A 24,686-nucleotide genomic window follows, 5' to 3' on the forward strand; every position below is an offset into this window, starting at 1 on the left:
GCTGCCGGTCAGCCGCCGACTCGTAGGACCTCACTGAGGCGGCGCCGGCGGCGCGATGACGCTTCGACGGCGACGATCGCGGGCAGGGCCACGGCGAGGGCGACGACGGTGACGACGGTGATCGTCCACCACGGGGTGACCGTGACCGGGTCGGTCGCTTGGGCTGTCAGCAGGCGCAGCGCCAGCGGGCCGAGAGTGAGCCACCCCAGCAGGGCCCCCAGCGGCGGGGCGCAAAGGGCCGCGACCACCACCGGCGGCAGCAGTTCACCCACGGCCACCCGGCGGGTGTCGCGGGGGCGCAGCCCCAGGGTGCGCAGCCGGGCCAACGTCTCCCACCGTTGCGGGGCGCTCGCCGCCGCGGCCAAGGCGAAGCCGAGCAGGCCCAGGGCCAGCAGGATTCCGGCCGTCAGCAGGCACAGGCGGGACAGGCCCTCGGTCAGCGGGGCCGTCCGGCGGTCGTGCAGCAGGTCGGCGCGGACGGTCACCCGATCACCGGGGGCGGCTTTCCGCAGCGCGTCGGCGGCGCCGGGGCCGGTGGCCCAGATCGTGTTGGGCTCGTATTCCGGGCCGGCCGCCCCGGCGTCGATCACGACCACGTCGTCGCCGGAGCCCAGGGCGGGTGCGGTGCCGGCGGCGGTCAGGGCGATCGCCTGGTTGGTCACCACGGGCAGGCTGAACCGCACGCCGGGGGAGAGGCTGCCGTCGCCCGTACGGACCAGGGCCGGCACCGGGCCGCCGTCGGTCGCGGTGGGCAATGCGGGCAGGCCGGGTAGTGGGGTGTCGGCCAGCAGCTCGCGGAAGGCCGCGGTGTCCACGACGATCAGCCGGGCCGGCACGGCGGTGTTGTCGGCGATGAACTGGGCGTTCTCGGTCACCTGGGCCGCGACCACGTGCCGGACGCCGGGCGCGGCGGCGGCCCGGGCCGCGACGTCGTCCGCAGAGCCGGAACCGGAGCCGGAACTCAGGTCCAGGCGGGCGTCGGCCCCGGTGGTCTGCCAGGCGCCCTCGGCCAGCCCGCGATCGGCGGTGGCGTACAGGGTCAGGGCGAACGAACCCAGGGCGAGCGCGGCGGTCAGAGTCAGCGCGGGCAGGGCCCGCGACGAGGCGGCGGCGGCCCGCGCGGCGCCGAAGAGGGCCAGCGGGCGCCGGGAGCGCAGGGCCAGCCGCAGCGCCAGGCCGGTGCCGAGCGGCAGCAGGCGGGCGACGAGCAGGGTGACGGCCAGCGCGCCGAGGGCGGGCGCGGCGGCGGGCAGGTCGACCGTGGAGCCGACGCCACGCTGGCGCAGCGCGACGAGCGAGGCGGCCGCGAGGGCGACCACGGCGGCGTCGACGGCGAAGCGGCGGATCACCTCGGTGCGGCGGATCCAGTGGCGGGCGCTGCGGTTGGCGGGGGCCCGGCGGTCGCGGGTGGCGCGGGCGGCGGCGAGGGTGCCGAAGGCGGGGAGGGCGCACACCACGACCACCACGAACGGCACGACCCAGGTCAGGGCGGCGCCGCCGGCCAGCACGAAGGCCAGGGCGAGGCCGAGCAGGGCGGCGGGCACGGTCACGGCCAGCGACTCGACGGCCAGTTCGGTGGCGAGGCCAGGCAGGGAGGCGCCCCGGTGGCGGGCCGTGGTCAGGGCCCCCGTACGGCGGTGGGTCAGCAGGTCGGCGGCGAGCGCGATCACCAGCAGGGCCACCGCCAGCACCGCGATCAGCAGCACCGACGCCTGGGCGGTGGTGGAGGCGATCTGGTCGCGCAGGTCGCTCAGCACGTTGTCGAGCTGGGTCGACCACTTGAGCGACGGGTCGCGTTCCGCCGAGACGGCCGAGCCGCCCTTCAACCGGGCGACCGAGGCGGCCAGGGCCTGCGCCTTCTCCCACGTCAGCCCGGCCGGGTCGGCGTCGAAGCGGACCACGCGGCGCAGCTGGTCGGTGCGGAAGGCGAGCCGGGCGTCGGGCACGGACTCGGCCGTGAGCAGGGCGCCGAAGCGGGTGCTGCCGAAGCCGTCGCGGTTGGCGGCCGGTTGCAGCACCCAGGGCGCCGGGCCCCACACGGGATCGTTGACGTCGGCGGGCCGGAAGACCCCGGTCACCCGTACGTCGTAGGGGTTGCGCTGCTCGTCCTGGACCGGGATCCGGTCGCCCGGCTTCACGCCCAGCGCGGCGGCGTCGGTCTCCGACAACCCCACCTGTACGGGCCAGGGCGGGCCGTTGAGCGGGATCTCGCGGAACTCGTCGTCGGTCGAGGCGCCCGGCGCGCGCCCGGCGACCCAGGTGACCGCGGGTTCGCCGGTGGCCGTGCTGAGGTATTCGAGCTGGAGCCGCCGCTGGACGCTGCCGTCGGTGATGGCCAGCGAGATGCTCGAGACGGACGTGACCGGGGGTTGGAGCGCCGACCGCAGGCTCTCGTCGAGCTCGCCCTCGGCCCGCGTGCCTACGTTGGCGACGTCGATGGCCAGTTCGGGGGTGCGCAGGCGGCCGCCGGTGGGCCCGTAGTCGTCGGGCCACTCGGCCTCGACCCGGACGGCGGCGTCGTCGGCCGCCCGCCGGACCGCCTCGCGGGTGGCGTCGTCCGAGGTCGACCGGATCAGCGGCGGCGTCGCCCCGGCCAGCAGCACGACGGCCGCGACCACCAGGGCGACCAGCAGCAGCGGACCCAGGTCGGCCCGGGCCCGCCCGCGGATGCTGGGCCAGTGCAGGGCGATCACGACGCGACTCGCAGGTGCGCGGCGTCGGCCCGGCGGGCCTGGACGAAGACGGCGACGCCGACGGTCAGGGCGCAGGCGGCGATCAGCACGGCCAGCAGCAGCAACTCGGCGCCCCAAGGCCAGTACGCGGTGGCCGGCGGGACGGCCGCCGCGCCCGTCTCGGAGCGGATCAGCAGCGGCGCCACCAAGTAGGAGGCCAGCGCGCCGACCCCGGCCCCGGCCACGAGCAGGGGCAGCACGACCGCGGCCTGCTCGCCGATCAGCGCGGTGCGGATGCCGTGCCGGGACACCCCGAGACCGCGCAGCCGGGCCACCTCGACCGCCCGGGCCTGCATGTCGGTCACCACGTGCAGCAGCACCCCGCCCAGCAGCAGGAGGGCCGCGGCCACGACCAGCACCCGCAGCACGGCCGGGTAGGAGGCGCGCAACGGGCTGCCGATGAGGCGGTCGGCCTCCCCGTCGCGGGTCACGACCGTCCCCAGCCGCAGGTCGCCGAGCCGGGCGGTCGCGCCGGGGGCCGGGTCGGCGGCCCACCACGCGGTCACCGGCGAGTTCACGTTGCCCTTGACCGCGAGGATCCGGGTGAGCCAGTCGATGTCGGCCAGCACGACCGGGGCCCCGGGCGCCGACGGCACCTGCGGCACGATGTCGCTGACAACCGCGTCCACCGCGGTCTGGTCGACGGCGAAGGTCAGTTCGGCGCCGCGGGTGGCGCCCACGTTGGCGGCCAGCTGGGCCGAGACGACGACCGGCATCGGGCCGGGGTCGGGGAACGCGGTGGCCACCAGCACCCGGCTCGACGGGGTGGGGTTGGCGAAGCTCGCGGCGACACTCAGGTGGAGCCGCCGGCCGTCGAACGTGACCTTCTCGCCGGTCAGCTGGTTCGTGGCGGGGGAGGCGGACCGCACCGTCCACGGCGGACCGGCCGGTCCGGCGGCGGGCAGGGTCAGCGTGGCGTCGATGCCGCTCACGCGCTGCACGCCGGACTCGCCGATGATCGGCAGCGCGACCCCGATCAGCCGCAGCCCGTCGACGGGCGCGCAGCCGGTGACGGCGTGCGGGCGGCCGTCCAGCGGGGCCGGGTCGGCGGCGCAACTCGTCCGAAGTCCGCTCGGGTCCTGCAGCAGCAACTGGGGGGTCACGAGGACCGGACTGTCACCGGTGGCCGACCCGGTGAGGGCCAAGGCAGCGTTGCGGGGCAGCGGCGCTCCGGTGATCGGCGCCGGGGGCCGCAGCGGACCCGTCTCCGAAGCCCAGTCGGGACCACGGCCGCGCATCAAATCCCCGGCCGTACGGGTGTCGACGGCGACGACCTGCGGGGTGGTGTCGGGGCCGCCGAGCCACTGGCCGACCACGATGTTCTGCCGGGCCACCGGGCTGACCGTGCCCCCGGTGGCCGCCCCCACCGCCGCGCTCTGCCCGGCCACCGGCACCGAGGTGAGGGTGAGGGCGAGGTCGGCGCCGACGGACAGGTCGGCCTGGTCGCGCTGCGAGGAGTGCCAGGTCGAGTCGAACGCCGTCCCGAACGTGGCGGCCGCGCAGCCCAGGCAGATCAGCAGCCCGGCCGCCATGGCCTGTGGGCGGCGCGCGGCCCCGGCGGCGGCCAGCGACCAGGTGAGGCCGCGGGCCCGTCCGGCGAACCGTTCGGCCCCGCGCAGCAGGGGCGGCAGCAGGCGGAGCGCGACCGCCGCCCCGGCCGCCAGGATCAGGGCGGGGGCCAGGACCCGTACGGTGTCCGCCTGATAGCCGGCCCCGGCGGGCTGGGCCCGCAGCTGCCACCAGCCCACCCCGGCCAGGGCCACGAGCAGCAGGTCGAGGCCCGAGCGGGCGAGCAGTTCGCGACGATCGCGGCCGCCGTTCGCGGGCCGGGCCGCCGCGAGCAGGATGTGCAACCCGGCCAGGGCGACCGCCGCGCAGGCCACCACGAGCAGCTGCGTGCCGGTCACGGTGAAGGCGGCCTCGAGCCCGGCCCCGGCCAGCGGGGGCAGGTGGGTCACGCCCGCGAAGAGCAGCGACGAGGCCGGCACCGCGAGCACGAAGGCGACGACCGCGATGCCACCCGCCTCGACCGCCGCGCTCGCGAGGAGCTGGCGACGGCTGGTGCCGAGGGCGCCGAGCAGATCCGTTTCCCCCGTACGGACGGCGGTCGTCAACCGGCCGGCCAGGGCGAGCGCGATCGCCGTGAGCAGCAGCCCGATCAGCGCCAGGGCGAGGACCGCGCCCGAGGTGAGCTGCCGCTGGTTGCGCGCGCCGATCAGCACCTGGGGCAGCGGCGACGCGACGCGCTCGATCTCGATGCGGTCGCCCAGCGTGCCGCTCAGCTTGCGGTCGGCCCGCAGCAGCGCGGCGGTGATCCGGTCGAGCTCGCGGCTGGTCGGGTCGGACAGGTCGGGGCGGGCCGAGACCTCGAGCCGGCCCAGCGCCGACCCGCCCGACAGCAGATCGCCCAGGTCGACCAGGAACGGCCCGTACGCCCGGACGGGGCGGGCCGACGTGCTCTCGGGCGGGTCGGCCGCGAAGCCGGCCCCGCCGAGCGGGTCGCGTTCCCAGCCCGCGTCCTGCCGCGGCCGGACGACGGCCACCACCCGCACGTCGACCGGCCCGTTGGGTGACCGGCCGAACTCGGTGCCGAGCCGGACCCGGTCGCCGGTCTTGAGCCCGAGCAGCCGGGCGGTGCTCTGCAGGACGGCCGCCTCCCGGATCGCCGCCCCGGCGCGCGGCCAGCGCCCGGACACCAGCGTGGCCCGCGACGGCAGGTCCTCGATCGCGGCCAGGTAGCCGCCGCCGTCCTTGCCGCCCACGGGCAGCTCGCGCATCACCGACGACGCCCGGCTCACGGTGGTCGCCTCGAACGGCGCGACGGCCGAGGTCAGCACTGCGCGGGTGTCCGCCGCGACCGACCGCGCGTTGCCCGCCGACACGCCCGCCACGTACGCGGTGACGGCGACGTCGTCCGGGTCGGCCCGCGAGGCCGCGACCTCGACCGACCGCTCGGAGGTGCGGGTGATCAGCAGCGTGCTCGTGCCGAGCAGGGTCGTGCCGACGACGAGAGTGGCCAGCAGCGACAGCAGCAGCGGCCACTGGGCCCGGGCCCGGCGGGTGACTAGGGTGAGCACTACGGCGTCACGTGGCCGTCGGCGATGTGGACGACCCGGTCGGCCAACGCCATCATGACCGGGTCGTGCGTGGCGACGACGGCCGTCACGCCCTCCGACTCGACCACCCCGCGCAGCAGCGCCATCACCGCCAGGCCGGTCTCGGCGTCGAGCTGGCCGGTGGGCTCGTCGGCGATGAGCAGGCGGGGCGAGGCGGCCAGGGCGCGGGCGATCGCCACCCGCTGCTGCTGGCCGCCGGAGAGCTCGCCCGGCCGCTGCTGGGCGTGGTCGGCCAGCCCGACCAGGTCGAGCAGCAGGGCCACCCGTTGCTCGCGCTCGGCCGGGGCGGCCCGGGCCAGGCGCAGCGGCACGCCGACGTTCTCGGCCGCCGACAGCACCGGGATCAGGCCGAAGGTCTGGAAGATGTACGAGACCCGCTCGCGCCGCAGCCGGGACAGGCCGTCCTCGTCGAGGCCGCCGAGGTCGAGCCCGTCGACGACGACCGTGCCGGAGTCGGGCCGGTCGAGGCCGCCGATCACGTTGAGCAGCGTGGTCTTGCCCGAGCCGGACCGGCCGACCAGGGCCACCATCGTGCCCGGCTCGACGTCGAACGACACGTCGCGCAGGGCGTGCACGGCGGCCGGGCCGGCGCCGAACGTACGGTTGACGCCCCGGACCGAGAGCAGCGCCTCGCTCATGCGTCGGGCCGGATCGTGATGTGGTCGGGCTCGAGCGCGAGCCGGACCCGCCGGGTGAGCGCGAGCGCCTCGCGATAGTCGCGGGGCACCTGGATGCGCCCGGCCCGGTCCATCACGGCGTACTCCTCGGCGATGACGTGGGTGCCGCCGTCGTCGGCGGTGGTCGTGCGGCGCAGCACCTCGCTGCTGGTGCGCCCGTCGCGGATGGCCACCGTGCGCTCGACCTGGCCGCTGACGGCGGGGTCGTGGGTGACGACGACAACGGTGACGCCGAGGTCGCGGTTGACGTCACGCAGCCCGGCGAAGACCTCGGCCGAGGTGGCGGTGTCGAGCTCGCCGGTCGGCTCGTCGGCCAGCAGCACGTGCGGCTTGTTGGCCAGGGCGACGGCGATGGCGACCCGCATCTGCTGCCCGCCGGAGAGCTGGCCGGGGCGGCGGTGGGCCAGTGCGCCGACCCCCAGCGCGTCGAGCAGCTCGCCGCTGCGCTCGCGACGCTCCCGGGCGGGGACGCCGGCGACCGTCATCGGCAGGTCGACCATCTGCTGGGCGGTCAGGTAGGGGATCAGGTTGCTGGCCGTCTGCTGCCGCACGAAGCCGACGGTGTGGCGGCGGTAGCGCACCCGGTCGGCCCGCGACATCGCCAGCAGGTCCCACCGGTCGACCCGGGCCCGGCCGGCGGTCGGCGCATCGGTGCCGGCCAGGATCGACAGCAGGGTCGACTTGCCGGAGCCGGACGCGCCGACGACGGCCACCATCTCGCCGCGCTCGACGACCAGGTCGAGGCCCTGCAGCGCCTGGACCTCGATCGGGCCGGTCTGATAGATGCGGACGAGGCTCTCGCACTCGATCAGTGCGCCGTCGCCGGGCACCGGCGCACTCGTCATTGTCGAACCCCCGTCGGTAAAGGCTCCTTGTTATACCGGAACCTCACGCAACTTACGACACGAGGGCGACGTGATCTAGGCGGACAGGCGGATTACCTCCAGCTCGCCCTCCAGGTAAAGCGGCCCCGCCCCGTACGGGACCAGGAGGGTGTCGCCGCGGCGGGTGGGGATCTGGTCGTGCTCGCCCGCGACCGCGCCCGATCCGCCCACGGTGACGAGAATGCTGAAGCCCTGCGGCAGCCGGTCGCCGCCGTGCTGGCGGGTGGCCGAGAAGAACTCGTCGGCCGCCGCGGGCAGCAGCCGGTCCGTGCCGCGCAGCTCCGAGATGCGGGCCGGCGACCAGGCCGTCCGGTCGACGCACTGCAGGGCCAGTTCGTAGCCGAGCCCCAGGTGCCCGTCGGCCGGCCCGAACCCCTCGTATTCGAGCAGCACCGAGAAGTCGGTCGGCTCCTGCACCTCGACCAGCAGGATGCCGTCGCCGATGGCGTGCGGCAGCCCGGCCGGGCACAGGATGGCGTCCCCGGCGGCGACCGGCACGCGGTTGGTCGCGGCCAGCATGTCGTCGATCTTCTGCCCGCCGACCCACGCTGCCAGCTCGCCGGCCTCCACGTCGCGCGCGAAGCCGAGGTGGACGAACGCGTCCGGGCGCGCCTCGACGATCACCCAAGCTTCCGTCTTCCCGTACGGGGAACTGAGGTGTTGATGGGCGTAGCTGCGGTCCGGGTGCACGTGCAGGGGCAGGCGCTGGCCCGCGTCGAGCAGCTTGACCAGCACGCCGGTGTCGGCCCGGTCCGGCCCCAGCCAGAACTGTGAGTCGGCCGCGATCGCCTCGGCCAGCAGCCGGCCGTCGGGCAGCGTCGACTGGCCCGAGGGCCCGAGCCCGAAGCGGTCGGTCGTCGAGCCCACCCAGTCCTCGGGGCGGTCGTCGAGCGCGGGCACGGTGCGGAACGCGGCGATCCGCCCGGCGCCCCGATAGAAGGTCTCCGGCTGGTTCGCGGGCAGGGGGATTACGGTCATCGGTGAGCTCCAGCGATCGCAGAGAGAAAGCCGCCAACAAAAGTGTCGCCGAGACCGACAGTGGTCGGGTTGCCCACATCGAGCACGAAACCGGGGACGACCCGCGCCGCGCCGTCGAACTGCTGCTCGAGCGCCTCGGTGAAGGCGGCCGGTCGCCGGGGACGCCGCCGCGTCTGCTCGACGTCCTCGATGGTCATGGCGTCGCCGTGCACGTACCGGGTCGCGGCCATGACGATGCCGGCGTCGACCGCCTCGGCGTAGTCGGCGGCTCGCGGCCCGAATACGGCGGCCCAGTATTTGGTGTGCAGCACGATGGCCGGCGCCGGGATCAGCGTGAACAGCTCGGTGACGGCCGCGGCCACCTCCGGCGGCGACAACAGATCCACCGTACGGCCGAGGTAGGTCTGCAGTTCGTCCTCGTTCAGCCCGTAGACGTCGATCCGGTCGAGCAGCGCCGCCCGGACCCGCGCGCTGAACGCGGGCTCGTGGTACGCCGCGTCCTCGAAGTAGGTCACGGCGCTCGGCGGCAGCTGGGCCATGTGCGTACGGAGAACGCGGAGCCGCTCGTCGAGCAGGCCGGCGTCGCGCATGGCGTTGAACCCGGAGATCAGGAAGACCTCGGTCCGGGCCAGCCGCGCGCCGAGCTCGTCGTCGAGCAGCATGGTGTCGTTGGCCGGGTCGTTGACATAGATCAGCCGGTTCGGGAACGGCGACGTGAGCGCGATGTCGCCCGCCTCGACGTGCAGCCCCTGGTCGAACTGGACGATCAGGTGCGGGTAGAACGTGTCCTCGGTGCCGGAGTTGAACCAGTCGCCGTCGGCCGGCAGCAGGCGGCGGAAGTCGTCGTTGACGGTGACCAGGTGCAGGGTGGACGGGATGCCGAGCCGGTCGAGCAGCAGCCCGGCCCGCACGGAGGTGCCACCGAGGGTCGTACGGTGGGGAAAGCGGCCGGCGAAGGTGGACAGGGCCGGGGCCGAGGCGACGAAGTGCTCGCCGCCCCCGCCCCGGGCCACGTAGCCCAGGATCGACACGACCAGGTCCCGTTCGCTGCCCACGACGGCCGGCGGCGACGTGAGCTCCGCGCTGCGGATGCCGTACGAGGAAATCAGCTCTTCCAGGACGACGGCGGTGAGCTTGAGCTCGTAGTCCACGCAGCCGCCGAGGCCCAGGAGTACACGGGACGCGTCGCTCATGTCAGTACAGCGAGGCCTTGCCGGCAGCGCCGAACAGCTCGATCTTCTGCGCGGCGACCTCGTTCATGGCCGCGATGCAGGCGGGCTGGATGGCGTTGGGCTCGCGGGTCTTGGGGTCGTTGCCGAGCACCTCGCGCATCTTTTTGTGATAGGCGACCTTGATGTCCGTCGAGATGTTGATCTTGTTGATGCCGATCCGCGCGGCCTCGCGGATCTCGTCGTCCGGGTTGCCCGAGCCGCCGTGCAGCACCAGCGGGATGCCGACCCGGCCCTTGATCTCCTTGAGCAGGTCGAGCTTGAGCTCCGGCTTCATGTTCGCCGGGTACATGCCGTGGAACGTGCCGATCGCGATGGCCAGGCTGTCCACGCCGGTCTGCTCGACGTAGGTGACCGCGTCGTCCGGGTCGGTGTAGATGATGGTGTCCGAGCCGCCCTCGGCGTACGTGTCGTTGCCGCCGATCGTGCCCAGCTCGCCCTCGACCGACACGCCCAGGATGTGCGCGGACTCGGTGACCTTCTTGGTGATCGCGAGGTTCTCGTCGAACGGCTTCATCGACGCGTCGATCATCACCGAGGTGAAGCCGAACTGGATCGCCTGCAGCGCCTGCTGGTAGGTGGCGCCGTGGTCCCAGTGGATGGCGATCGGCACGCTCGAGCGGTGCGCGCGCTCGATGATGCCGGCCACCATGTCGCGGCCGATGTGCGCCACCTCGTCGGGGTGGATGGCCACGATGAGGGGGGCGTTCGTCTCCTCGCTGATCTCCACGATGCCCTTGAACATCGCCCAGTCGCTGATGTTGAAGGCGGGCACGGCGAAGTTGTGCTCGTTAGCGACGTCGAGGATCGCCTTGCCGGTCGTCAGCATTGCTTGGTTTCTCCTTTTGCGAGGGGGGTCAGGCTTTGACGGCACCGGAGGTGAGTCCCCCGATGAACCGTCGCTGGAAGATGAGGAAGAGGACGAGAACGGGGATGGAGCCGAGGATGCTCATCGCCATCATCTGGTTCCACTCGTACGAGTGCTGGCCCATGAGCAGCTGGATGCCGATCGGGACAGTGCGCATGTCGTCGGTGCGCGTCAGCGCCAGCGCGAACAGGTACTCGTTCCACGAGATCATGAACGTGTAGACGCCGACGGCGATGAGACCCGGGACCGAGATCGGCACGAGGATGCGCCACAACGCGGTCCAGCTGTTGCCTCCGTCGACCTTGACGGATTCGTCCAGCTCTTTCGGGAGCGTGTTGAAGTAGGCGGTCATCATGATGATCGCGTAGGGCAGGGTGAACACCATGTGGGTGAGGATCAGGCCCGGGTAGGTGTTGTAGAGGCCGAGCGCGACGACGAGCCCGAAGTACGGAATGACCAGCGTGATCGGCGGCACCGCCTGCACGCTGACGATGACGGCGTTGATCGTCTTGGCGAACGGGAACGTGAAGCGGCTGAACGCGTACGAGGCCAGCACGGCCACGAGCAGGGTCAGGATCGTCACCGCGATCGCGACGATGTAGCTGTTGAGGAAGAACCGGAGCTGGGCGCCGTTGCCGAGGATCGCGGTGTAGGCGTCGAACGAGAAGTTCTCCGAGATCAGCTTGGGCGGGTTCGCGAACACCTCGCCGTTGGGCTTGAACGAGGTGGAGAGCATCCACAGCACCGGCAGGCCGGCGAACAGGCCGCCCAGCGTGAGCCCGATGATCAGGCCGGTCTTGGCGACGAGGCGCCGCCGCGGCTTGAGGGTCGCTGTCGTCATCACCGCTCCCGTTGCTGACGGACGTAGAAGAAGGCCAGGATCATCGTCAGCAGCAGGACGACCACGGCGCTGGCGGACGCGGTCGCGAACTCGTACTCGCTGAACGCCAGCTTGTAGGTGAAGGTGCTGAGCATCTCGGTCGAGTTCAGCGGGCCGCCGCCGGTCATCATCCAGATCAGCGCGAACTGCTGGGACGTCCAGATCAGGTCGAGCACGGCCATGCTGATGATGACCGGGCGCAGCTGGGGGATCGTCACGTTCCAGAACTTCTGCCACGGGTTGGCCCCGTCGACCGACGCCGCCTCGTACAGCTCGCCGGGGATGCCCTGCAGGCCGGCCAGCAGGCTGATCATGAAGAACGGGTAGCCGGACCAGATGTTCACGAACGTCACGACCCAGAGCGCCGAGCCCGGGTCGCCGAGCCAGTTCACCCCGTCGGAGATGACGCCGAGGGTCTGCAGCACGTAGTTGACGACGCCGGAGGGATCGAGCAGCAGGCGCCAGATGACGGCGATGACCGCGATCGTGAACAGCCAGGGCAGCACGTAGACGACCCGGAAGATCGCCTTGGTGACGCCGCTGAGCATTCCGGAGTTGAGCATCATGGCGAAGCCCAGGCCGAGGAGCAGGTGGGCCACCATGCTGACCGTGATGAAGATGAACGTGTTCTTCAGCGCGGCCAGGAAGTCCGGGTCGGTGAGCACCTCGGTGTAGTTCGCGAACCCGGCGAAGACCGAGTTCTCCTGGACGATCACGTTGTCCCGGAACGAGTAGCTGATCACCATGATGATGGGGACCACCATCAGCAGCACGATCAGCACGACGGTCGGGGACAGGTAGCCCCACGGGACGAGCCGCTTGGCCAGGGTGTTCTTGGTGCGCGTGGGCGCCTCGGGCTCGGCCGGCGGCGGCTTTTCCACGGTCAGGGAAGTCATCGCTGTCTCCTTGGTCGGGCGCCGCGCCTGGTGGGACGCGGCGCCCGGGCGGGCTATTCGATAACCGAGGACCAGGAGTCCTGCGACTTGCTGAGCGCGTCGTCGACGCTGCTCTTACCGGTCAGCACGAGCTGGAGCTGCTCGTCGAAGCTGCGCATCAGGTCCTCCGACTTGGGCAGGCCGACGAACTCGTTGGCCGGGAAGCCCTCCTGGTAGATCTTGAAGGCCTCCTCGAACATCGGGTCGCTCTTGCTGAAATCGGGCTTCGCGGTCTTGTTGCCGGGGAAGCCGTTGGCCAGCGTGGCCAGCTCGGCGTTGGCCTTCGCGTCCATCAGGAACTGCACGAGCTTGAACGCCTCGGCCTTGTGCTTCGAGGAGTTCGCGACCCCGATGCCCCAGGACGCGTACGGGATGCCGCGCTTGCCGGTGAAGCCGTCCTCGGCCGGCACCGGCGCGATGGCGAACTTCAGGTCGGGCGCGTTCTCCTTGACCAGGTTGATGTGCGCGAGCGAGTCGATCATCATGCCGACCTGGCCGGTCGTGAACTTCTCGACCTTGTCCTGCTCCTTCATGGTCAGCGAGCCCTCGGCGATGACGCCGGCGTCGTTGAGGCTCTTGACGTACTCGACCACGCTCTTGACCTGCGGGGTGGTCAGCGCGGGCTTGCCGTCGGCGAGCATGCTGCCGCCCGAGGCCCACAGCCACGACATCACGTCGTTCTGGATGCCGTTGGGCACGGCGGTGTCGAGCGGGAGCGCCCAGCCCTTGACGTTGCCGCCGGTCGCGGTGATCTTCTTGGCCGCGTCGGCGAACTCGGTGCGCGTGCTCGGCACCTTGTCCACGCCGGCCTTGGTCAGCAGGTCCTGGTTGACGAACAGCGGGTAGACGAAGTTGACCACCGGGATCATGTACGTCTTGCCCTCGAGCTGGATCTGGCTGGCCAGCTGGCTCGCGTCGTAGTTGGCGTCGCCCATCAGCTCGGTCAGGTCGGCGATCGCGCCCTGCTTGGCGAAGTCGTTGACCCAGGCGCCGTCGAGGCCGACCACGTCGGGCAGCGTCTTCGAGGCGGCCCCGGTCACCAGCTGCTGCTTGGTCGACGCGTACGGGCCGCTGAGCAGCTTGACCTTGATGGTCGGGTTGGCCGTCTGGAACTCGTTGATGATTTTGTCGAACGACCCGGCGGGGAGCTCGGGGGCCCACCACTGGGCGAATTCGAGGGTCACGGTCCCGTCCGACGCGACGTCGTCCGAGTCACCACCACCGCAGGCACCCAGTGCGAGCGCGACCGTGGCGGCCGTGAGGGCGCCTATCAGCCGCGTCCGAGACGCCTTCCGAATGGCCATGTGGAGCTCCTTCTATAGAGAGATCTTTCTGTTCTCTGCGAGGTGAGCGTCACGTTAGCAACGTGTTACGGCCGTTAACAAGGGCAAGAACAGCAGAATCCTGCGAAGTCTTGCAGGATGCGGCAAGGTTGTCGTCCGAAGCCCTCGGCCTCTTGCCGGGAGTTTCCCTGGTGGTGCAGTATGTGCAACCTGGTTGCGTGACTCTGCGGCTCTTCGCGGCTCTTCGCGGCGGTGCGCGTTGTTAACGCGAGGTTGTGGCATACTGCCGCACAAACCGAGGGGGAGCGGTGAGCGTCGATAAGGACGAGCGGCAACGTCATCTGCCGGCCGGGCGCAAGGCGCAGCTGGCCGCATACGTCGCGGAGACCGGGCAGGTCACGGTGAGCGCGCTGGCCGAACGGTTCGGCGTCTCGATCGACACCGTGCGGCGCGATCTCGATCAGCTCAGCGCCGACGGGGTGCTCGTGCGCACGTACGGGGGAGCGGTCAGCCGGTCCACCCTGCAGCGCACCGACCGCGCGGTCGACCAGCGGCTGAGCATTCAGGAGGGCGAGAAGGAGCAGATCGCCGAGCTGGCCGCGGCCCTGGTCGCCGACGGCTCGACCATCATGATCAACGGCGGCACGACCACGCTCGCGCTGGCCCGCGGGCTCAGCCAGCATCGCGAGCTGACCGTGGCGACCAACAACCTGCTGGTGCCGGCGGCGCTGCCGTCGAGCGCGATCCGCGACATCTACGTCTTCGGCGGGGCCGTCCGCGCGCTCACGCTGGCCACGATCGGCCCGGTCAGCTTCCGGGCCAACGGCGGGGCCGACCTCGACATCCGCTGCGACCTGGCCCTGATCGGCGTGGGCGCGGTCTCGGCCGACGCCGGCTACACGACGAGCAACCTGGCCGAGGCGGCCATGATGCAAGAGATGATCTCGCGGGCCGAGCGGGTGGCCATCCTGGCCGACTCGTCCAAGTTCGGCCGCCGGCTGTTCGCCCAGGTCTCCGAGCTGGCCGCGGCCGACTATCTGGTGACCGACACGATGCCCCCGCCCGAGCTGCGCGACGCCCTCGACGCGGCCGAGGTCGAGGTGATCACCCCGGGCCGCTGAGGCCGCTCAGACGACGTCGCCCTCGATGATCTCGGACTCGGCGAAGACGGGCTTGGGTCGTGTCAGGTCGAGGCTCGCGAGGTGGTTCTTGAGCCGGTTGGCCATCGGCAGGAACGTGGCCAGGGTGAGCCCGCCCGAGACGACCGCCCCGACCAGCGGGATCGCCTTGGAGACGGTCTTGGCGAAGGTCTGCTTGGTCATCTGCACGCCGAGATAGCCGGCGACCTTCTTCACCACCGGATAGACGACGCCCTGGGTCAGCGCCTTCTGCGGCAGCTTGCGGGCCACCGTCTTCGAGACCTCGGTGGCGACCTTCCCGACCGCGGCGTTGGCCGACTGCGTCCCGAACATCACCCCGACGAACAGGGTGAGCACGCCCTTGGTCGCGTCGTCGAGCTCGCCCTCGTCGGCCAGCAGATCGGGCCAGCTGTAGAGATAGGCCAGCTTCTGCGCGACCCGCAGCATGTGCCCGCAGTACTGTGCCATGTCGGCCGGCACGGTGGCCGGCAGGAACAGCAGGCCGGGCACCCCGGCGGCGGCCGACAGCGCGCTGACCTTGGCCGTCTCGTAGCGGATCGACTCGTTGGCCACCCGGTCGAGGATGTCGAGCGGAATGCCCGCGGCGGCGGGGGACTCGTCGATCGCCTGGCGGATCTCGTCGTCGGCGCAATACCGCGTCAACGCGCTGCGGAGATAGGCCGCCCGATCGATCCGCACCCCGGGCAGCCGCGCCGCGCCGGCCAGCAGGGCCGTGAAGCGCGACTCCGGGGTCTCGGCCAGCTCTTTCGCGGTCACGGCACGAACGTACAGCACCGGGCCGGCCCCACCGCCACCCCGCGATCGGGCAGGATGCTTCGGTGACCGAGACCTCGATGCCCGGCTGGCTTCCCGAACTCGAAGGCACGATCGTCGGCGGTGAGCTGCTGCGCCGCTGGCAACTGTCGGAGGTGTGGCGGATCCGGCTCGACGGCGCGGCGCGGACGTCGGTGATCGCCAAGCGCGGCGTCGGCGAGCTGACCGGCGAGGCCCGGCGCTACCGCGAGCTGGTCGTCCCGCTCGGGATCGAGGCGCCGGAGCTGCTCGCCGAGGGCGTCCCGGGCGTGATCGTGCTCGAGGACCTCGGCGGCGACAACCTGGAGGAACAGCCCACCAGGGCCGGCTACGAGGAAGCCGTACGGGTGCTGGCCCGGATGCGCGCGGCAATGGCGCCCGCGGCCGCCGCCGGCCTGCGCCGCTCGACTGCCGACTACGCCGATCTGGCGGAGCGGGCCGACAAGGCCATGACGGAGCTGCGACCGGATCTGGCCGGTGCCCTGGACGAGCCGGCTCGCGCACTCATCGGCCGCCTGGAGCGCCTCGAGGGCGAACCGGCCAGGGTCGTGCACGGCGACTTCGTGGCCAAGAACCTGCTGCACCGGCCGGGCGGCGGGATCGTCACCCTCGACTGGTCGGATGCCTACGTGCACTCCCACCTCGGCGATCTCTACACATTGCTGCGCGAGGGGCGTAAGCAGGGCGTGGTGAGCATGGACGGCCTGCCCGAGCTGTTCGCGCAGGAGTCCGGCACCGATGTCCGTACGGTGCCGGACCAGCTCGTGACGGGCGGGTTGTGCTGGACGATGAGCGCGCTGCGCTGGGTGGTGGAGATCGGCGCCGACGCGGTGCCGATCTCCCGCACGTGGATCGACGAGCTGGTCAGCGAGCTGCGGGAGCTGGCCCGAACACGTTGACGTCGTAGAGCGAGTAGCCCCACTGGGTGGCGCGTTGCGTGCCCAGGACGCGGACGAACCGGCCGGTGGCGGTGAGCGGGATGTCGTCGACGCCGCCGTTGCCGGTCGTGGTGGCGTAGACAGTGGTCCACGTACGGCCGTTGGGGGAGGTCTGGATCTGGTAGGACCGGGCGTAGGCGGCCTCCCAGGTCAGCTTGACCCGGTTGATCGGCTGACTGCGGCCCAGGTCGAGGCGCAGCCATTGCGGGTCGCTGTAGGCGCTGCCCCAGCGGGTGGCCGGGTCGCCGTCGGTCGCGTTCGCGGCCAGGTACAGGCTGCCGGGCTCCACGCTGGAGGCCACCCCGCGTACGCCCCGGGCCAGGTCGACGCCCGGCGGCTGGCCGGGGCCGTCGGTCTTGATCCGGATGTTGCGGTAGTTGATGTCGAGCCCGGCGCCGTCGTTCTGCACGCCGATGTAGCCGTTGGCGATGGCCCGGTTGCTCAGATAGTCGTTGACCTTCACGCCGTTCAGCCAGATCTCGACCCGCTGCCCGTGCACCCCGATCTCGTACGTGTTCCACGAGCCGGGCGGGTTGAGGGCGGCGTCGCGCACGGCGGCATCGGGGGCCGCGAAGCTGTAGACGCTGCCGGTCGTGCGGGACGGGTCGGCGTCGGTGGCGTCGATCTGGATCTCGTGGCCCTGGTCGACCGGTTTCCACGGGTCGCCCTGGGGATCCGGGAAGCCGATGAACACGCCGCCGTTGTCGTCGCCGGGCATCATCCAGTCGAGCTTGAGCGAGTAGTTCTCGAACGTGCGCACCGGATACCACAGCAGGCCCATGCCGCCCTGCGAGCTGATCGTGCCGTCGGCCAGCGTGAAGCCGCCCGGCCCGGCCTGCCGCCACTGGTCGAGGCTGGCCTGGCTGCCGTCGAACAGCGCGGTGTATCCGGTCTCGGGCCGGCAGTCGGCGGGCCGGTGGCCCGACGCGATCTGGATGCCGCCGAGCAGCTGACGCAGGAAATTCGCTTCCCCGTACGACTCGTCGGTGTGGCCCAGTCCCGTATACCAGGCTCGGCCCGCGCCGACCGTCTTGCACCACGTGATCGGGTGGTCGTCGCCCATATTGCCGCCCGAGTAGGTGCTCTCGTCGAGGGTGGCGAGCACTTTGGCCTCGTCGCGCGGGTTCGTGCGGTAGTTGTACCACTCGTCGTAGCGGGGCCAGGCCTGCGGCAGGTGCGCGGTCGAGGCGTTCCCGCGGTCCTCCACCCGTACGGTGGCGGTCTGGTTGGCCGGGTGCGAGTGGAAGTACGCGCCGACCAGGTCCTCGTACCACGGCCAGTCATATTCGGTGTCGGCCGCCGCGTGCACCCCGGCGAAGCCGCCGCCCCCGGTCACGTACGCCTCGAAGGCGCTCTGCTGGGCCGGGTCGAGCACGTCGCCGGTGGTGGAGAGGAACACCACGGCCTGGTAGCGGGCCAGATTCTCGGTCGTGAACTGGCCGGCGTCCTCGGTGGCGGTGACGCCGAAGCCGTTGGCCGTGCCCAGTTGCCGGATGGCGGCGATGCCCGCGGGGATCGACCCGTGGCGGAAGCCGGCCGTCTTGGAGAAGACCAGGATCTCGGTCAGCGGTCCGGCCGCGTGGGCCGGGGCTGCGGGAGCGAGCAGAAGCAGTGTTGTGGCGGCGGCCGCGACCCTCTTCCATGTCATGCAGAGAAGATTATCGATATTTGAAGCGATCGGGGAAGCTTCCGTTGAGCTGCGCGGTCGCCATCTTGACCTCACGGAGCGCCAGCCGGCAGTTGTCCGTGTCGCCCGCGGCCTCGAAGGCGGCGTAGGCGTTCGCGGCCCGCAGCAGCGCCGGCCCGTGGTCCTCGGCCAGCCGGTGCGCCTGGCTCAGCTCCAGGTCGAGCTCCGCCGTGGCCCGCCATTCCTCGTACGAGTGGAAGAGTTGCCGCGCCTCGAGCAGCAGAGCGACGGCGTCGCGCAGGCCCTCGCCGTGCTCCTCCTCGCCGGTCGGCTGGAGCCGCGCCAGGCCCCGGATGGTGCCGAGCAGCGCCTCCCCGCGGGCCCGCTTGACCCGGGCCAGCAGCAGGTCGTACCCGGCGCCGAGGGAGTCCGGGGTCAGCCGGCGCAGGTCCGCTTCGACCCGTGCGGCCTGCCGGGCCGCCTCGGCGCAGTAGCCGCCCGCGTTCAGGGCCCGGGCCAGGTGGCACCGCCCGCGCATCTCGGCCGGCGCGCTGCCCATCTGCTTGTAGACGAGCATCGACCGCGCGGCCAGGGCGATCGCCGCGACGATCCGCTGCTGGGCGGCGTCGCCGGTCTCGTGCCGGGCCTGGCTGAGCTCCACCCGGGCCCGCTCGTAGTCGATCGCGGCCACCCGGAACGCGTCGTTGCGCTGATCGACGTACGCCTTGCCGAGCAGCTCGCGGGCGTCGTCCCAGCGCTCCTCCCGGCGCGCCTGCTCCGCGTCGGCCAGCGAGAGCAGGAACTGCGGGATGTCGGAGAAGCTGCTGACCCCGTGGGTCGGCGCGGACGCGAGCCAGTGGTCCGGGTCGCCCCACGTCCGGCCCCGGTGCAGGGCCAGCCGCAGCAGGCTCTCCTCGCCCGCGGGCTGGAACGCCGACCGGCTCGCGGTGCCCTTGGCGGCGCGGAGCTTCTCGGCGGCGTGCCCGGCGGCTTCGACGGCCGCCGCCCGGTCGCCCACGGCCAGCTCAAGCTGGGCCAGCCGCCGATAGGCGACGGCCGCGACCACGAGGTGCCGCCGGCTGTCCGCGATCACCGAGGTCAGCTTCTCGCGGGCGTACCGGTAGTCGCCGATCGCGGTGGCGTGGCCGGCCAGGGCGAGCAGGACCCAGAGCCGGCCCTGCACGGGCGTGCCGGACCGGGCGCCGATGCCCTCCAGGGTGTCGCGGACCTTGGCCGGGGACACCCCGCGCGGCACGTGGTCGCCCAGCCAGCGCGCGATCCGCCAGGCCAGGGCCGGGGCCGCGCCGTCGGCGCTCTGCAGCAGGTTGGTGTATTCGTCGCGGACCCAGCGTTCGCGCTGCGACGAGATGTGCCGCAGCACGTAGTCCGGGGGCAGCAGCGCCGTCTCCGTCCCGGCCGGCCGGCGCACCTGCTCCTCGGCGCCCGCCAGCACCTCGCGGACCACCACGAGGTAGGCCGCGGCCAGGCTCTCCCGGGCCTTGTCGAGCTCGGCCGCGGTCAGCTCCTCGTCGCGCAGGGCGGTCACGAACTCGCGCACCAGGGGATGGAACCGGCTGCGGCTGGGGCCCGTCGGGCTCGCCGTCTCGAGCAGCTGGACGCCGCGCAGGCGGGTGACGAGCTTCTCGGCCTCCTCCAGGCCGATGTCCATCATCGGGACCAGCGTCCAGGACACGAAGGTGGGCGACTCGACCAGGGTCAGCAGGAACAGCGCCCGCTGCTCCTGCGCCGACAGCTGCCGGAACTCGCTGCTGAAGTCGGTCGCGAGGTCGATGCCCTCGCAGTTGAGGATGCGCAGGCGGTGCTCCGGGTCGGCCAGGCGGCCGGCCAGCTCGGCGAAGCCGTCCGTGGCCGTGCTGCGGCGCACGAGGGCGCCCGCCGCGACGAGCGCCCGGGGGAGCCGTCCGCAGGACCAGACGATCGACGCGGCGTGCGTCGGGGCCGCCGACGGGTCGCGTCCGGAGTGCGCGTGCAGGATCGCCGTCGCGTCGGCCACCGAGGGCGCCTCCACCGCATACGAGTGGCTTTCGACGTCCAGGGACAGCTTGCGCCGGCTGGTCACGACGACCGCGCACGCCGGGCCGCCGGGCAGCAGATCGCGGAGCTGGCCGCGGTCGCGGGCCGCGTCGAGCACGACGAGGATCCGGCGGTTGCTGGTCAGCGTCCGGAACAGGTTGACGCGCTTGATCGGGTCGCTCGGGATCTCCCGCTCGGGCCAGCCGAGCTCCTTGAGGAAGTCCTTGAGGACGGAGCTGGGCTCCTTGCGCTCCTCGCCCAGGCCGAGGTTGTCGTAGAGCTGACCGTCCGGGAACTCGTGGCGGACCCGGTGCGCGAGCTCCTGGGCCAGCGCGGATTTGCCGATGCCGGGCATGCCGTGCAGGATCACGCGGCGGGTGCGGGTCAGCGCCGACGCCAGCTCGTCCAGCTCGGCGCCGCGGCCGCGGAACGTCGACAGCCGCTCGGGCAGCCGGTCGGGCCGGGCCAGGCGGAAGCCGGGCAGCCAGCCGACGATCCGCGGCCACCGGCGCAGGATCTCCGAGCGCAGGCCGAGGCCGGCCGGGCCGGGGGTGACGACCGGCGGCGGGCCGGCCGGGGCGCGCGGTTCCCGCCGGCTCAGCGTGCGGTCCAGCAGGAACAGGGCCGTGGCGCTGGTGGCCAGGACGACCCGGGGCGCGGTGCTCGACGGGTCGAAGAAGGCGACGGCGAACGCCGCGGCGCACAGGCCGAGCAGGCCGAGCGCGCGCAGGATCCGGCGCCGGTACGGCTTCTGCCCGCCGTCGGTCATCGGTCGCCCGCGCCCAGCGTCGTCGCGATCAGCGCCGTCCAGCGCACCCGGGGCCGGGTGGCGGGCAGACTGACCAGGTCGGACAGGCGGATCGCGGTGGTCCGGGGCAGCAGGCGCCAGGCCAGCACGAGCAGCCGCCGCCGGGCCACCCGCGCCCGCTCGACGTCGCCGACCGCCGCGAACCCGCCGGCCGCGGCCCGCAGCAGCACGAGCGCCTCGCTGCCGCGGCCGAGCGCCGGCAGATGCACGGCGAGCTCCTGCGCGACCTCGGCCTCGGCCCAGCGGTCACCGCAGTTGCGCAGGGTCTCGAGGGCGCGCTCGAGCTCGGTCACCGCGAGCCGGGTGTCGGCCGGGTTCTCGCTCAGGCGCAGGGCCGCGAGCGCCACCCGGGCCTTGGCCTTGCCGTAGCGGTGACCCATCTGGACGAAGTCGCGCTGGGCGAGCTCGATCAGCGGGGCCGCGGCGGCCGGGCGGGTCACCCGCAGCTGGGTGCGGGCCAGGTCGAGGGCGATCCAGGCGTGCCAGGCCAGCCGCCCCTGCCGCTGGGCGCCCGCCCGCACCCCGGTGAACCGGGTGACGGCCTCGGCGAAGGCGCCGGCCTCGCGACTGACCGTGGCGCGGGTCCAGTCCAGGCTCATCCGCAGCGGCTCGGCCGCGCGGTCGGCGAGCGCCGAGGCCAGCCTCGTCGCCTCGTCCAGGTCGGCCGTCGCCGCCTCGAGCCGGCCGTCGTCGCGCAGCGCCTCGGCGCGATGCCGCAGCAGCCGGGCCTTCTCCGCGGTGTGCTCAGCCACCGGCGACCCGAGCTCGTCGAGCCGCCGCAATGCCTCGGACAGGATGTCGGCCGCCCGCCGGGGCTGGCCCTGCCGGCGCAGGATGAGGCCCGCGACGCGCATCACGTGCAGCCGCAGCAGCGGGTCGCCGGAGGTCGCGGCCGCCTCGATCAGATCCTCCGCCGCCTCGAGGTCGCCCAGCTCGATGTGCAGCTCGGCCGCCACGATCTGGATCAGCGGCAGGGCCGCCGCGCGGTCGTGCTCGGCCGCCCACGACATGGCGTCGGCGACCACGGTCAGCGCCTCGGTCAGCCGGCCCGTCTCCTGCAGCCGGCGGATCTCGGCCGGGCCCGCGACCGGTGACGACCGCGCCCGGGCCGTCCGGGCCTCACCGAGCTGGAGGGCGTCGCGCGGGTCCTCGGCCAGGGCCAGGGCGTACCGGCGGGTGTGGTCGAGCACCCGGAACTCGACCAGCCCCGGCTCCCGGCCCGGCACCTGCTCGACGAGCCCGGCCTGCACGAGGCGGCTGATCAGCACGCGGGCGTCCTCGGCCGACAACCCGGCCAGGCCGGCCAGCATCCACGGCGCGAGCGGCTCGTCGGCCTCGAGCAGCCCGAGCAGCCGTACGGCCCGTTGCTCCTCGGCGGTGAGGAAGGCGAAGCCGAGGTCGAGCGGGCGGCCGGGGCCGATCGCGACCGGCTGCAGCAGCCGGAACGACGTGGTCAGGTCGGCCGGCGAGCGGGCCGCGATCACCGTCCCGACCAGCCGCAGGTTGAGCGGCAGGTGCCGGGCCCGCTCGACGACCAGGTCGGTCGGCCCCCGCTCGGCCTGCTTGGCCAGGTCGCCCCCGACCACGGCGGCCAGCAGCTGGCGGCCGTCCTGCGGGGCCAGGCTGCCCAGCTCGCGCCAGTGCACGTCGGCGCCGACGGCCAGCGGCTCCTGGCTGGTGACGATGACCCCGCAGTCGGCGCCCTCCGGCAGGAGCTGCCGGACGGTCTCGGCCGAGGCGGCGTCGTCGAGCACCACCAGCACCCGGCGGAACCGGGTCAGCTTGCGATAGCGGTCGACCAGCTCGGCCAGGTCGCCGTCGGGCTCGTCGTCCCACGGGCCCTGCAACGACCAGATGAACTGCTTGAGGATGCGGACGGTGGTCGCGGTGTCGCCGGGCGGCACCCGGAGCTGGGCCACCAGCTGACCGTCCGGGAACGACCCGGCCACCGAATGCGCGAGCCGCAGGGCGAGCACCGTCTTGCCGATGCCGGCCGGGCCGTGGATGCCGACCACTTTCGACCGTCCCGCCGACAACAGCTCGGCCAGCTCGGCGATCTCGGGATCGCGTCCGACGAGGGCCGGCGCCGGAGGCAGCTCCCGCGGCACCACGTATTCCTGGCGGCGGGCGCGCGCCGACAGCACCCACCGGCGGACGAAGAGGATCGCCACGGCGACCAGATAGCCGGCCAGGATCGGGATGACCACCGACCGCCCGGCCGGGATCACCAGCAGGACGAGGGGGACGGCCAGGAACCACAACATATCGCCCAGCCCGCTCCGACAGCCGGCGGACACACTGGTCAGACGCCGCAGGAAGACCTCCATGACCAGCATTGTCGCGCCGGTCCGCAAATACTGTCGATCCGCTCAGGGGGCGATGTTGGCGTTGAAGCGGAACATGTTGCCCGGGTCGTAGCGGCGCTTGATCGCGGCCAGCCGGTCGTATGTGGCGGCGGGGTAGCTCTCGTGGATGCGCTCCTGGGCGTCCTCGTGCGTGAAGTTGACGTACGCGCCGTGCTGGGTGTGCTTGAGCTCGCCGACCAGCCCCGTCAGCCACGCCGCCTGCTCCTCGGCCTGAGCGGGGCCGGGATACACGGCCGCGGCCGCGATCATCAGGCGGCGCTGCCGGTGGGCCATGGCGGTCGCGCCGACCGGCACCCGGGCCATCGCGCCGCCCAGCACCCGCAACTGCAGCACGGCCGGGTCGGCGGTCGCGGCCTCCAGGTGGCCCAGCGCGACGACCAGGTCCTGCTCGGTCAGCTCGTCGGCGAACCAGGTGCGGCCCACGCTGAGCGGGTGATAGTCCTCCGGCTCACCGTCGTAGAGACTCGCGTACGGGACGGGCTGGACGAAGTCGGCGATCGGGGTGGCCAGCCGGCGCAGCGGCGCGATCGCCCGCTCACCCTCGACCGGGTCACCCGCGTGCACGACCATCGCCATCGCCACCGGCCGGCCGTGCAGCTCCGCGGGCAGGAACGGCAGCGGCGGCGCGGTCATCACGGTCAGGATGCTTGACAACTCCTCGGGCGCGGCGTCGGAGGCGGCCAGATACCCGGCGAGCACGGCCGGGGTCGCGGGCAGCACCAGCAGGCCGCCGAGCACGGTGCCCACCTCGTACAGGCGGAACTGGAACCTGGTGATCACGCCGAAGTTGCCGCCACCGCCGCGGATCGCCCAGAACAAGTCGGGGTTGGTCCGCGCGTCGGCCCGCACCAGCTCCCCGCCGGCAGTCACCACCTCGGCGGCGAGCAGGGCATCGATCGTCAGACCATGCTTCCGTACGAGATAACCGATGCCCCCGCCCACGGTGAGCCCGCCGACCCCGACCGACCCGGTGTCCCCGAACCCGGTCGTCAGCCCGAACTCACCGGTCGCCGTCGCGTACTGCGCCGCCGTGACCCCGGGCTCGGCCCACGCCGTACGCCCCTCCGGGTCGACCTCGAGCCCCCGCATCCCCGACAGATCCAGCACGACCGCGTCGTCCTGCACCCCGTGCCACCCATGCCCCCCACTACGCACAGCCAGCGGCACCCCCATCCGGACGGCCGCCTGCACGTCCCCGGCATCCCAAGCCCGCACAATCATCGCGGGCCGCCGATCGACCCGCCCCAAGAACACCGCCCGAGCCTCGTCATAGCCCGCATCGCCCGGCCTGATCACGTCCAATGTCATACGCTCCAGCCTCGCGGCGCCGTCCTGCCCCCGGCAGAAGCCGATGTCGCCACTTCCCGATGACAAACGTC

The 24,686-nt window shown here is 72.7% G+C and carries 17 protein-coding genes; 2 read left to right on the plus strand and 15 right to left on the minus strand.

The annotated features are described in order from the left end of the window. Positions 1-8: 8 nt before the first annotated feature. The 10 genes from JKJ07_RS25155 to JKJ07_RS25200 form a co-directional block, all read right to left on the minus strand. Positions 9-2,693 carry an FtsX-like permease family protein gene (locus tag JKJ07_RS25155; RefSeq protein ID WP_202994226.1) on the minus strand — a complete coding sequence of 895 codons (2,685 nt, stop codon included), beginning with the start codon at positions 2,691-2,693 and terminating at the stop codon, positions 9-11. Continuing rightward, on the minus strand, positions 2,690-5,809 hold the full coding sequence (locus tag JKJ07_RS25160; protein WP_202994227.1) for an FtsX-like permease family protein: 3,120 nt from the start codon (positions 5,807-5,809) through the stop codon (positions 2,690-2,692). The genes JKJ07_RS25155 and JKJ07_RS25160 overlap by 4 nt, the downstream gene beginning before the upstream one ends. Further along, positions 5,809-6,486 (minus strand): ABC transporter ATP-binding protein, encoded by a 678-nt coding sequence (locus JKJ07_RS25165; RefSeq protein ID WP_202994228.1) that lies wholly within the window; start codon positions 6,484-6,486, stop codon positions 5,809-5,811. Before JKJ07_RS25165 ends, JKJ07_RS25160 begins: the two co-directional genes overlap by 1 nt. Then, a complete protein-coding gene (locus JKJ07_RS25170) occupies positions 6,483-7,370 on the minus strand; it encodes an ABC transporter ATP-binding protein (RefSeq protein WP_202994229.1) in 888 nt (295 codons plus the stop codon). The genes JKJ07_RS25165 and JKJ07_RS25170 overlap by 4 nt, the downstream gene beginning before the upstream one ends. A gap of 75 nt (positions 7,371-7,445) precedes the next feature. Further along, on the minus strand, positions 7,446-8,387 hold the full coding sequence (locus JKJ07_RS25175) for a class I mannose-6-phosphate isomerase (protein ID WP_202994230.1): 942 nt from the start codon (positions 8,385-8,387) through the stop codon (positions 7,446-7,448). Then, complete coding sequence (locus tag JKJ07_RS25180; protein ID WP_202994231.1) at positions 8,384-9,580, minus strand: ADP-dependent glucokinase/phosphofructokinase; 1,197 nt, start codon at positions 9,578-9,580, stop codon at positions 8,384-8,386. The genes JKJ07_RS25175 and JKJ07_RS25180 overlap by 4 nt, the downstream gene beginning before the upstream one ends. 1 nt (position 9,581) lies before the next feature. After that, entirely contained in the window at positions 9,582-10,445 is an 864-nt protein-coding gene (locus JKJ07_RS25185; protein ID WP_202994232.1) for a ketose-bisphosphate aldolase, read from the minus strand. A 28-nt stretch (positions 10,446-10,473) separates the two neighbouring features. Next, positions 10,474-11,325: a carbohydrate ABC transporter permease gene (locus JKJ07_RS25190; RefSeq protein ID WP_202994233.1), complete on the minus strand. Its 852-nt coding sequence runs from the start codon at positions 11,323-11,325 to the stop codon at positions 10,474-10,476. Then, a complete protein-coding gene (locus tag JKJ07_RS25195; protein WP_202994234.1) occupies positions 11,325-12,260 on the minus strand; it encodes a carbohydrate ABC transporter permease in 936 nt (311 codons plus the stop codon). Before JKJ07_RS25195 ends, JKJ07_RS25190 begins: the two co-directional genes overlap by 1 nt. Before the next feature lie 53 nt (positions 12,261-12,313). After that, on the minus strand, positions 12,314-13,603 hold the full coding sequence (locus JKJ07_RS25200; RefSeq protein ID WP_236029859.1) for an ABC transporter substrate-binding protein: 1,290 nt from the start codon (positions 13,601-13,603) through the stop codon (positions 12,314-12,316). Between the two features lie 287 nt (positions 13,604-13,890). Here JKJ07_RS25200 and JKJ07_RS25205 point away from each other — a divergent pair, with 287 nt between their 5' ends. Next, positions 13,891-14,703: a DeoR/GlpR family DNA-binding transcription regulator gene (locus tag JKJ07_RS25205; RefSeq protein WP_307834399.1), complete on the plus strand. Its 813-nt coding sequence runs from the start codon at positions 13,891-13,893 to the stop codon at positions 14,701-14,703. A gap of 6 nt (positions 14,704-14,709) precedes the next feature. Here JKJ07_RS25205 and JKJ07_RS25210 read toward each other — a convergent pair whose 3' ends face one another. Continuing rightward, positions 14,710-15,498 (minus strand): hypothetical protein, encoded by a 789-nt coding sequence (locus JKJ07_RS25210; protein WP_202994235.1) that lies wholly within the window; start codon positions 15,496-15,498, stop codon positions 14,710-14,712. A 62-nt stretch (positions 15,499-15,560) separates the two neighbouring features. On the opposite strand from JKJ07_RS25210, the gene JKJ07_RS25215 reads away from it, so the two are divergent. Beyond that, positions 15,561-16,433: a phosphotransferase gene (locus tag JKJ07_RS25215; protein WP_202994236.1), complete on the plus strand. Its 873-nt coding sequence runs from the start codon at positions 15,561-15,563 to the stop codon at positions 16,431-16,433. On the opposite strand, the gene JKJ07_RS25220 is transcribed toward JKJ07_RS25215, so the two are convergent. The 4 genes from JKJ07_RS25220 to JKJ07_RS25235 are packed head-to-tail and all read right to left on the minus strand — an operon-like array spanning position 16,399 to position 24,615. Continuing rightward, positions 16,399-18,120, minus strand: coding sequence for a ThuA domain-containing protein (locus tag JKJ07_RS25220; protein WP_236029860.1), 1,722 nt, complete (start codon positions 18,118-18,120; stop codon positions 16,399-16,401). The two genes, JKJ07_RS25215 and JKJ07_RS25220, sit on opposite strands and share 35 nt — an antisense overlap. A 10-nt stretch (positions 18,121-18,130) precedes the next feature. Beyond that, positions 18,131-20,902, minus strand: coding sequence for an NB-ARC domain-containing protein (locus JKJ07_RS25225; protein WP_202994237.1), 2,772 nt, complete (start codon positions 20,900-20,902; stop codon positions 18,131-18,133). After that, complete coding sequence (locus JKJ07_RS25230) at positions 20,899-23,268, minus strand: NB-ARC domain-containing protein (RefSeq protein WP_202994238.1); 2,370 nt, start codon at positions 23,266-23,268, stop codon at positions 20,899-20,901. The genes JKJ07_RS25225 and JKJ07_RS25230 overlap by 4 nt, the downstream gene beginning before the upstream one ends. 42 nt (positions 23,269-23,310) lie before the next feature. Further along, complete coding sequence (locus JKJ07_RS25235) at positions 23,311-24,615, minus strand: FAD-binding oxidoreductase (protein WP_202994239.1); 1,305 nt, start codon at positions 24,613-24,615, stop codon at positions 23,311-23,313. Positions 24,616-24,686 lie beyond the last annotated feature (71 nt).

It is taken from the genome of Paractinoplanes lichenicola, assembly GCF_016785085.1.
Taxonomy (GTDB): Bacteria; Actinomycetota; Actinomycetes; order Mycobacteriales; family Micromonosporaceae; genus Actinoplanes; species Actinoplanes lichenicola.

What these genes read in the sequence shown, in the direction of transcription:
- JKJ07_RS25175 (WP_202994230.1), bottom strand. Translation starts at nt 8,387, where the DNA reads ATGACCGTAATCCCCCTGCCCGCGAACCAGCCGGAGACCTTCTATCGG.
- JKJ07_RS25235 (WP_202994239.1), bottom strand. Translation starts at nt 24,615, where the DNA reads ATGACATTGGACGTGATCAGGCCGGGCGATGCGGGCTATGACGAGGCT.
- JKJ07_RS25230 (WP_202994238.1), bottom strand. Translation starts at nt 23,268, where the DNA reads ATGGAGGTCTTCCTGCGGCGTCTGACCAGTGTGTCCGCCGGCTGTCGG.
- JKJ07_RS25170 (WP_202994229.1), bottom strand. Translation starts at nt 7,370, where the DNA reads ATGACGAGTGCGCCGGTGCCCGGCGACGGCGCACTGATCGAGTGCGAG.
- JKJ07_RS25195 (WP_202994234.1), bottom strand. Translation starts at nt 12,260, where the DNA reads ATGACTTCCCTGACCGTGGAAAAGCCGCCGCCGGCCGAGCCCGAGGCG.
- JKJ07_RS25200 (WP_236029859.1), bottom strand. Translation starts at nt 13,603, where the DNA reads ATGGCCATTCGGAAGGCGTCTCGGACGCGGCTGATAGGCGCCCTCACG.
- JKJ07_RS25225 (WP_202994237.1), bottom strand. Translation starts at nt 20,902, where the DNA reads ATGACCGACGGCGGGCAGAAGCCGTACCGGCGCCGGATCCTGCGCGCG.
- JKJ07_RS25220 (WP_236029860.1), bottom strand. Translation starts at nt 18,120, where the DNA reads ATGACATGGAAGAGGGTCGCGGCCGCCGCCACAACACTGCTTCTGCTC.
- JKJ07_RS25190 (WP_202994233.1), bottom strand. Translation starts at nt 11,325, where the DNA reads ATGACGACAGCGACCCTCAAGCCGCGGCGGCGCCTCGTCGCCAAGACC.
- JKJ07_RS25165 (WP_202994228.1), bottom strand. Translation starts at nt 6,486, where the DNA reads ATGAGCGAGGCGCTGCTCTCGGTCCGGGGCGTCAACCGTACGTTCGGC.
- JKJ07_RS25180 (WP_202994231.1), bottom strand. Translation starts at nt 9,580, where the DNA reads ATGAGCGACGCGTCCCGTGTACTCCTGGGCCTCGGCGGCTGCGTGGAC.
- JKJ07_RS25185 (WP_202994232.1), bottom strand. Translation starts at nt 10,445, where the DNA reads ATGCTGACGACCGGCAAGGCGATCCTCGACGTCGCTAACGAGCACAAC.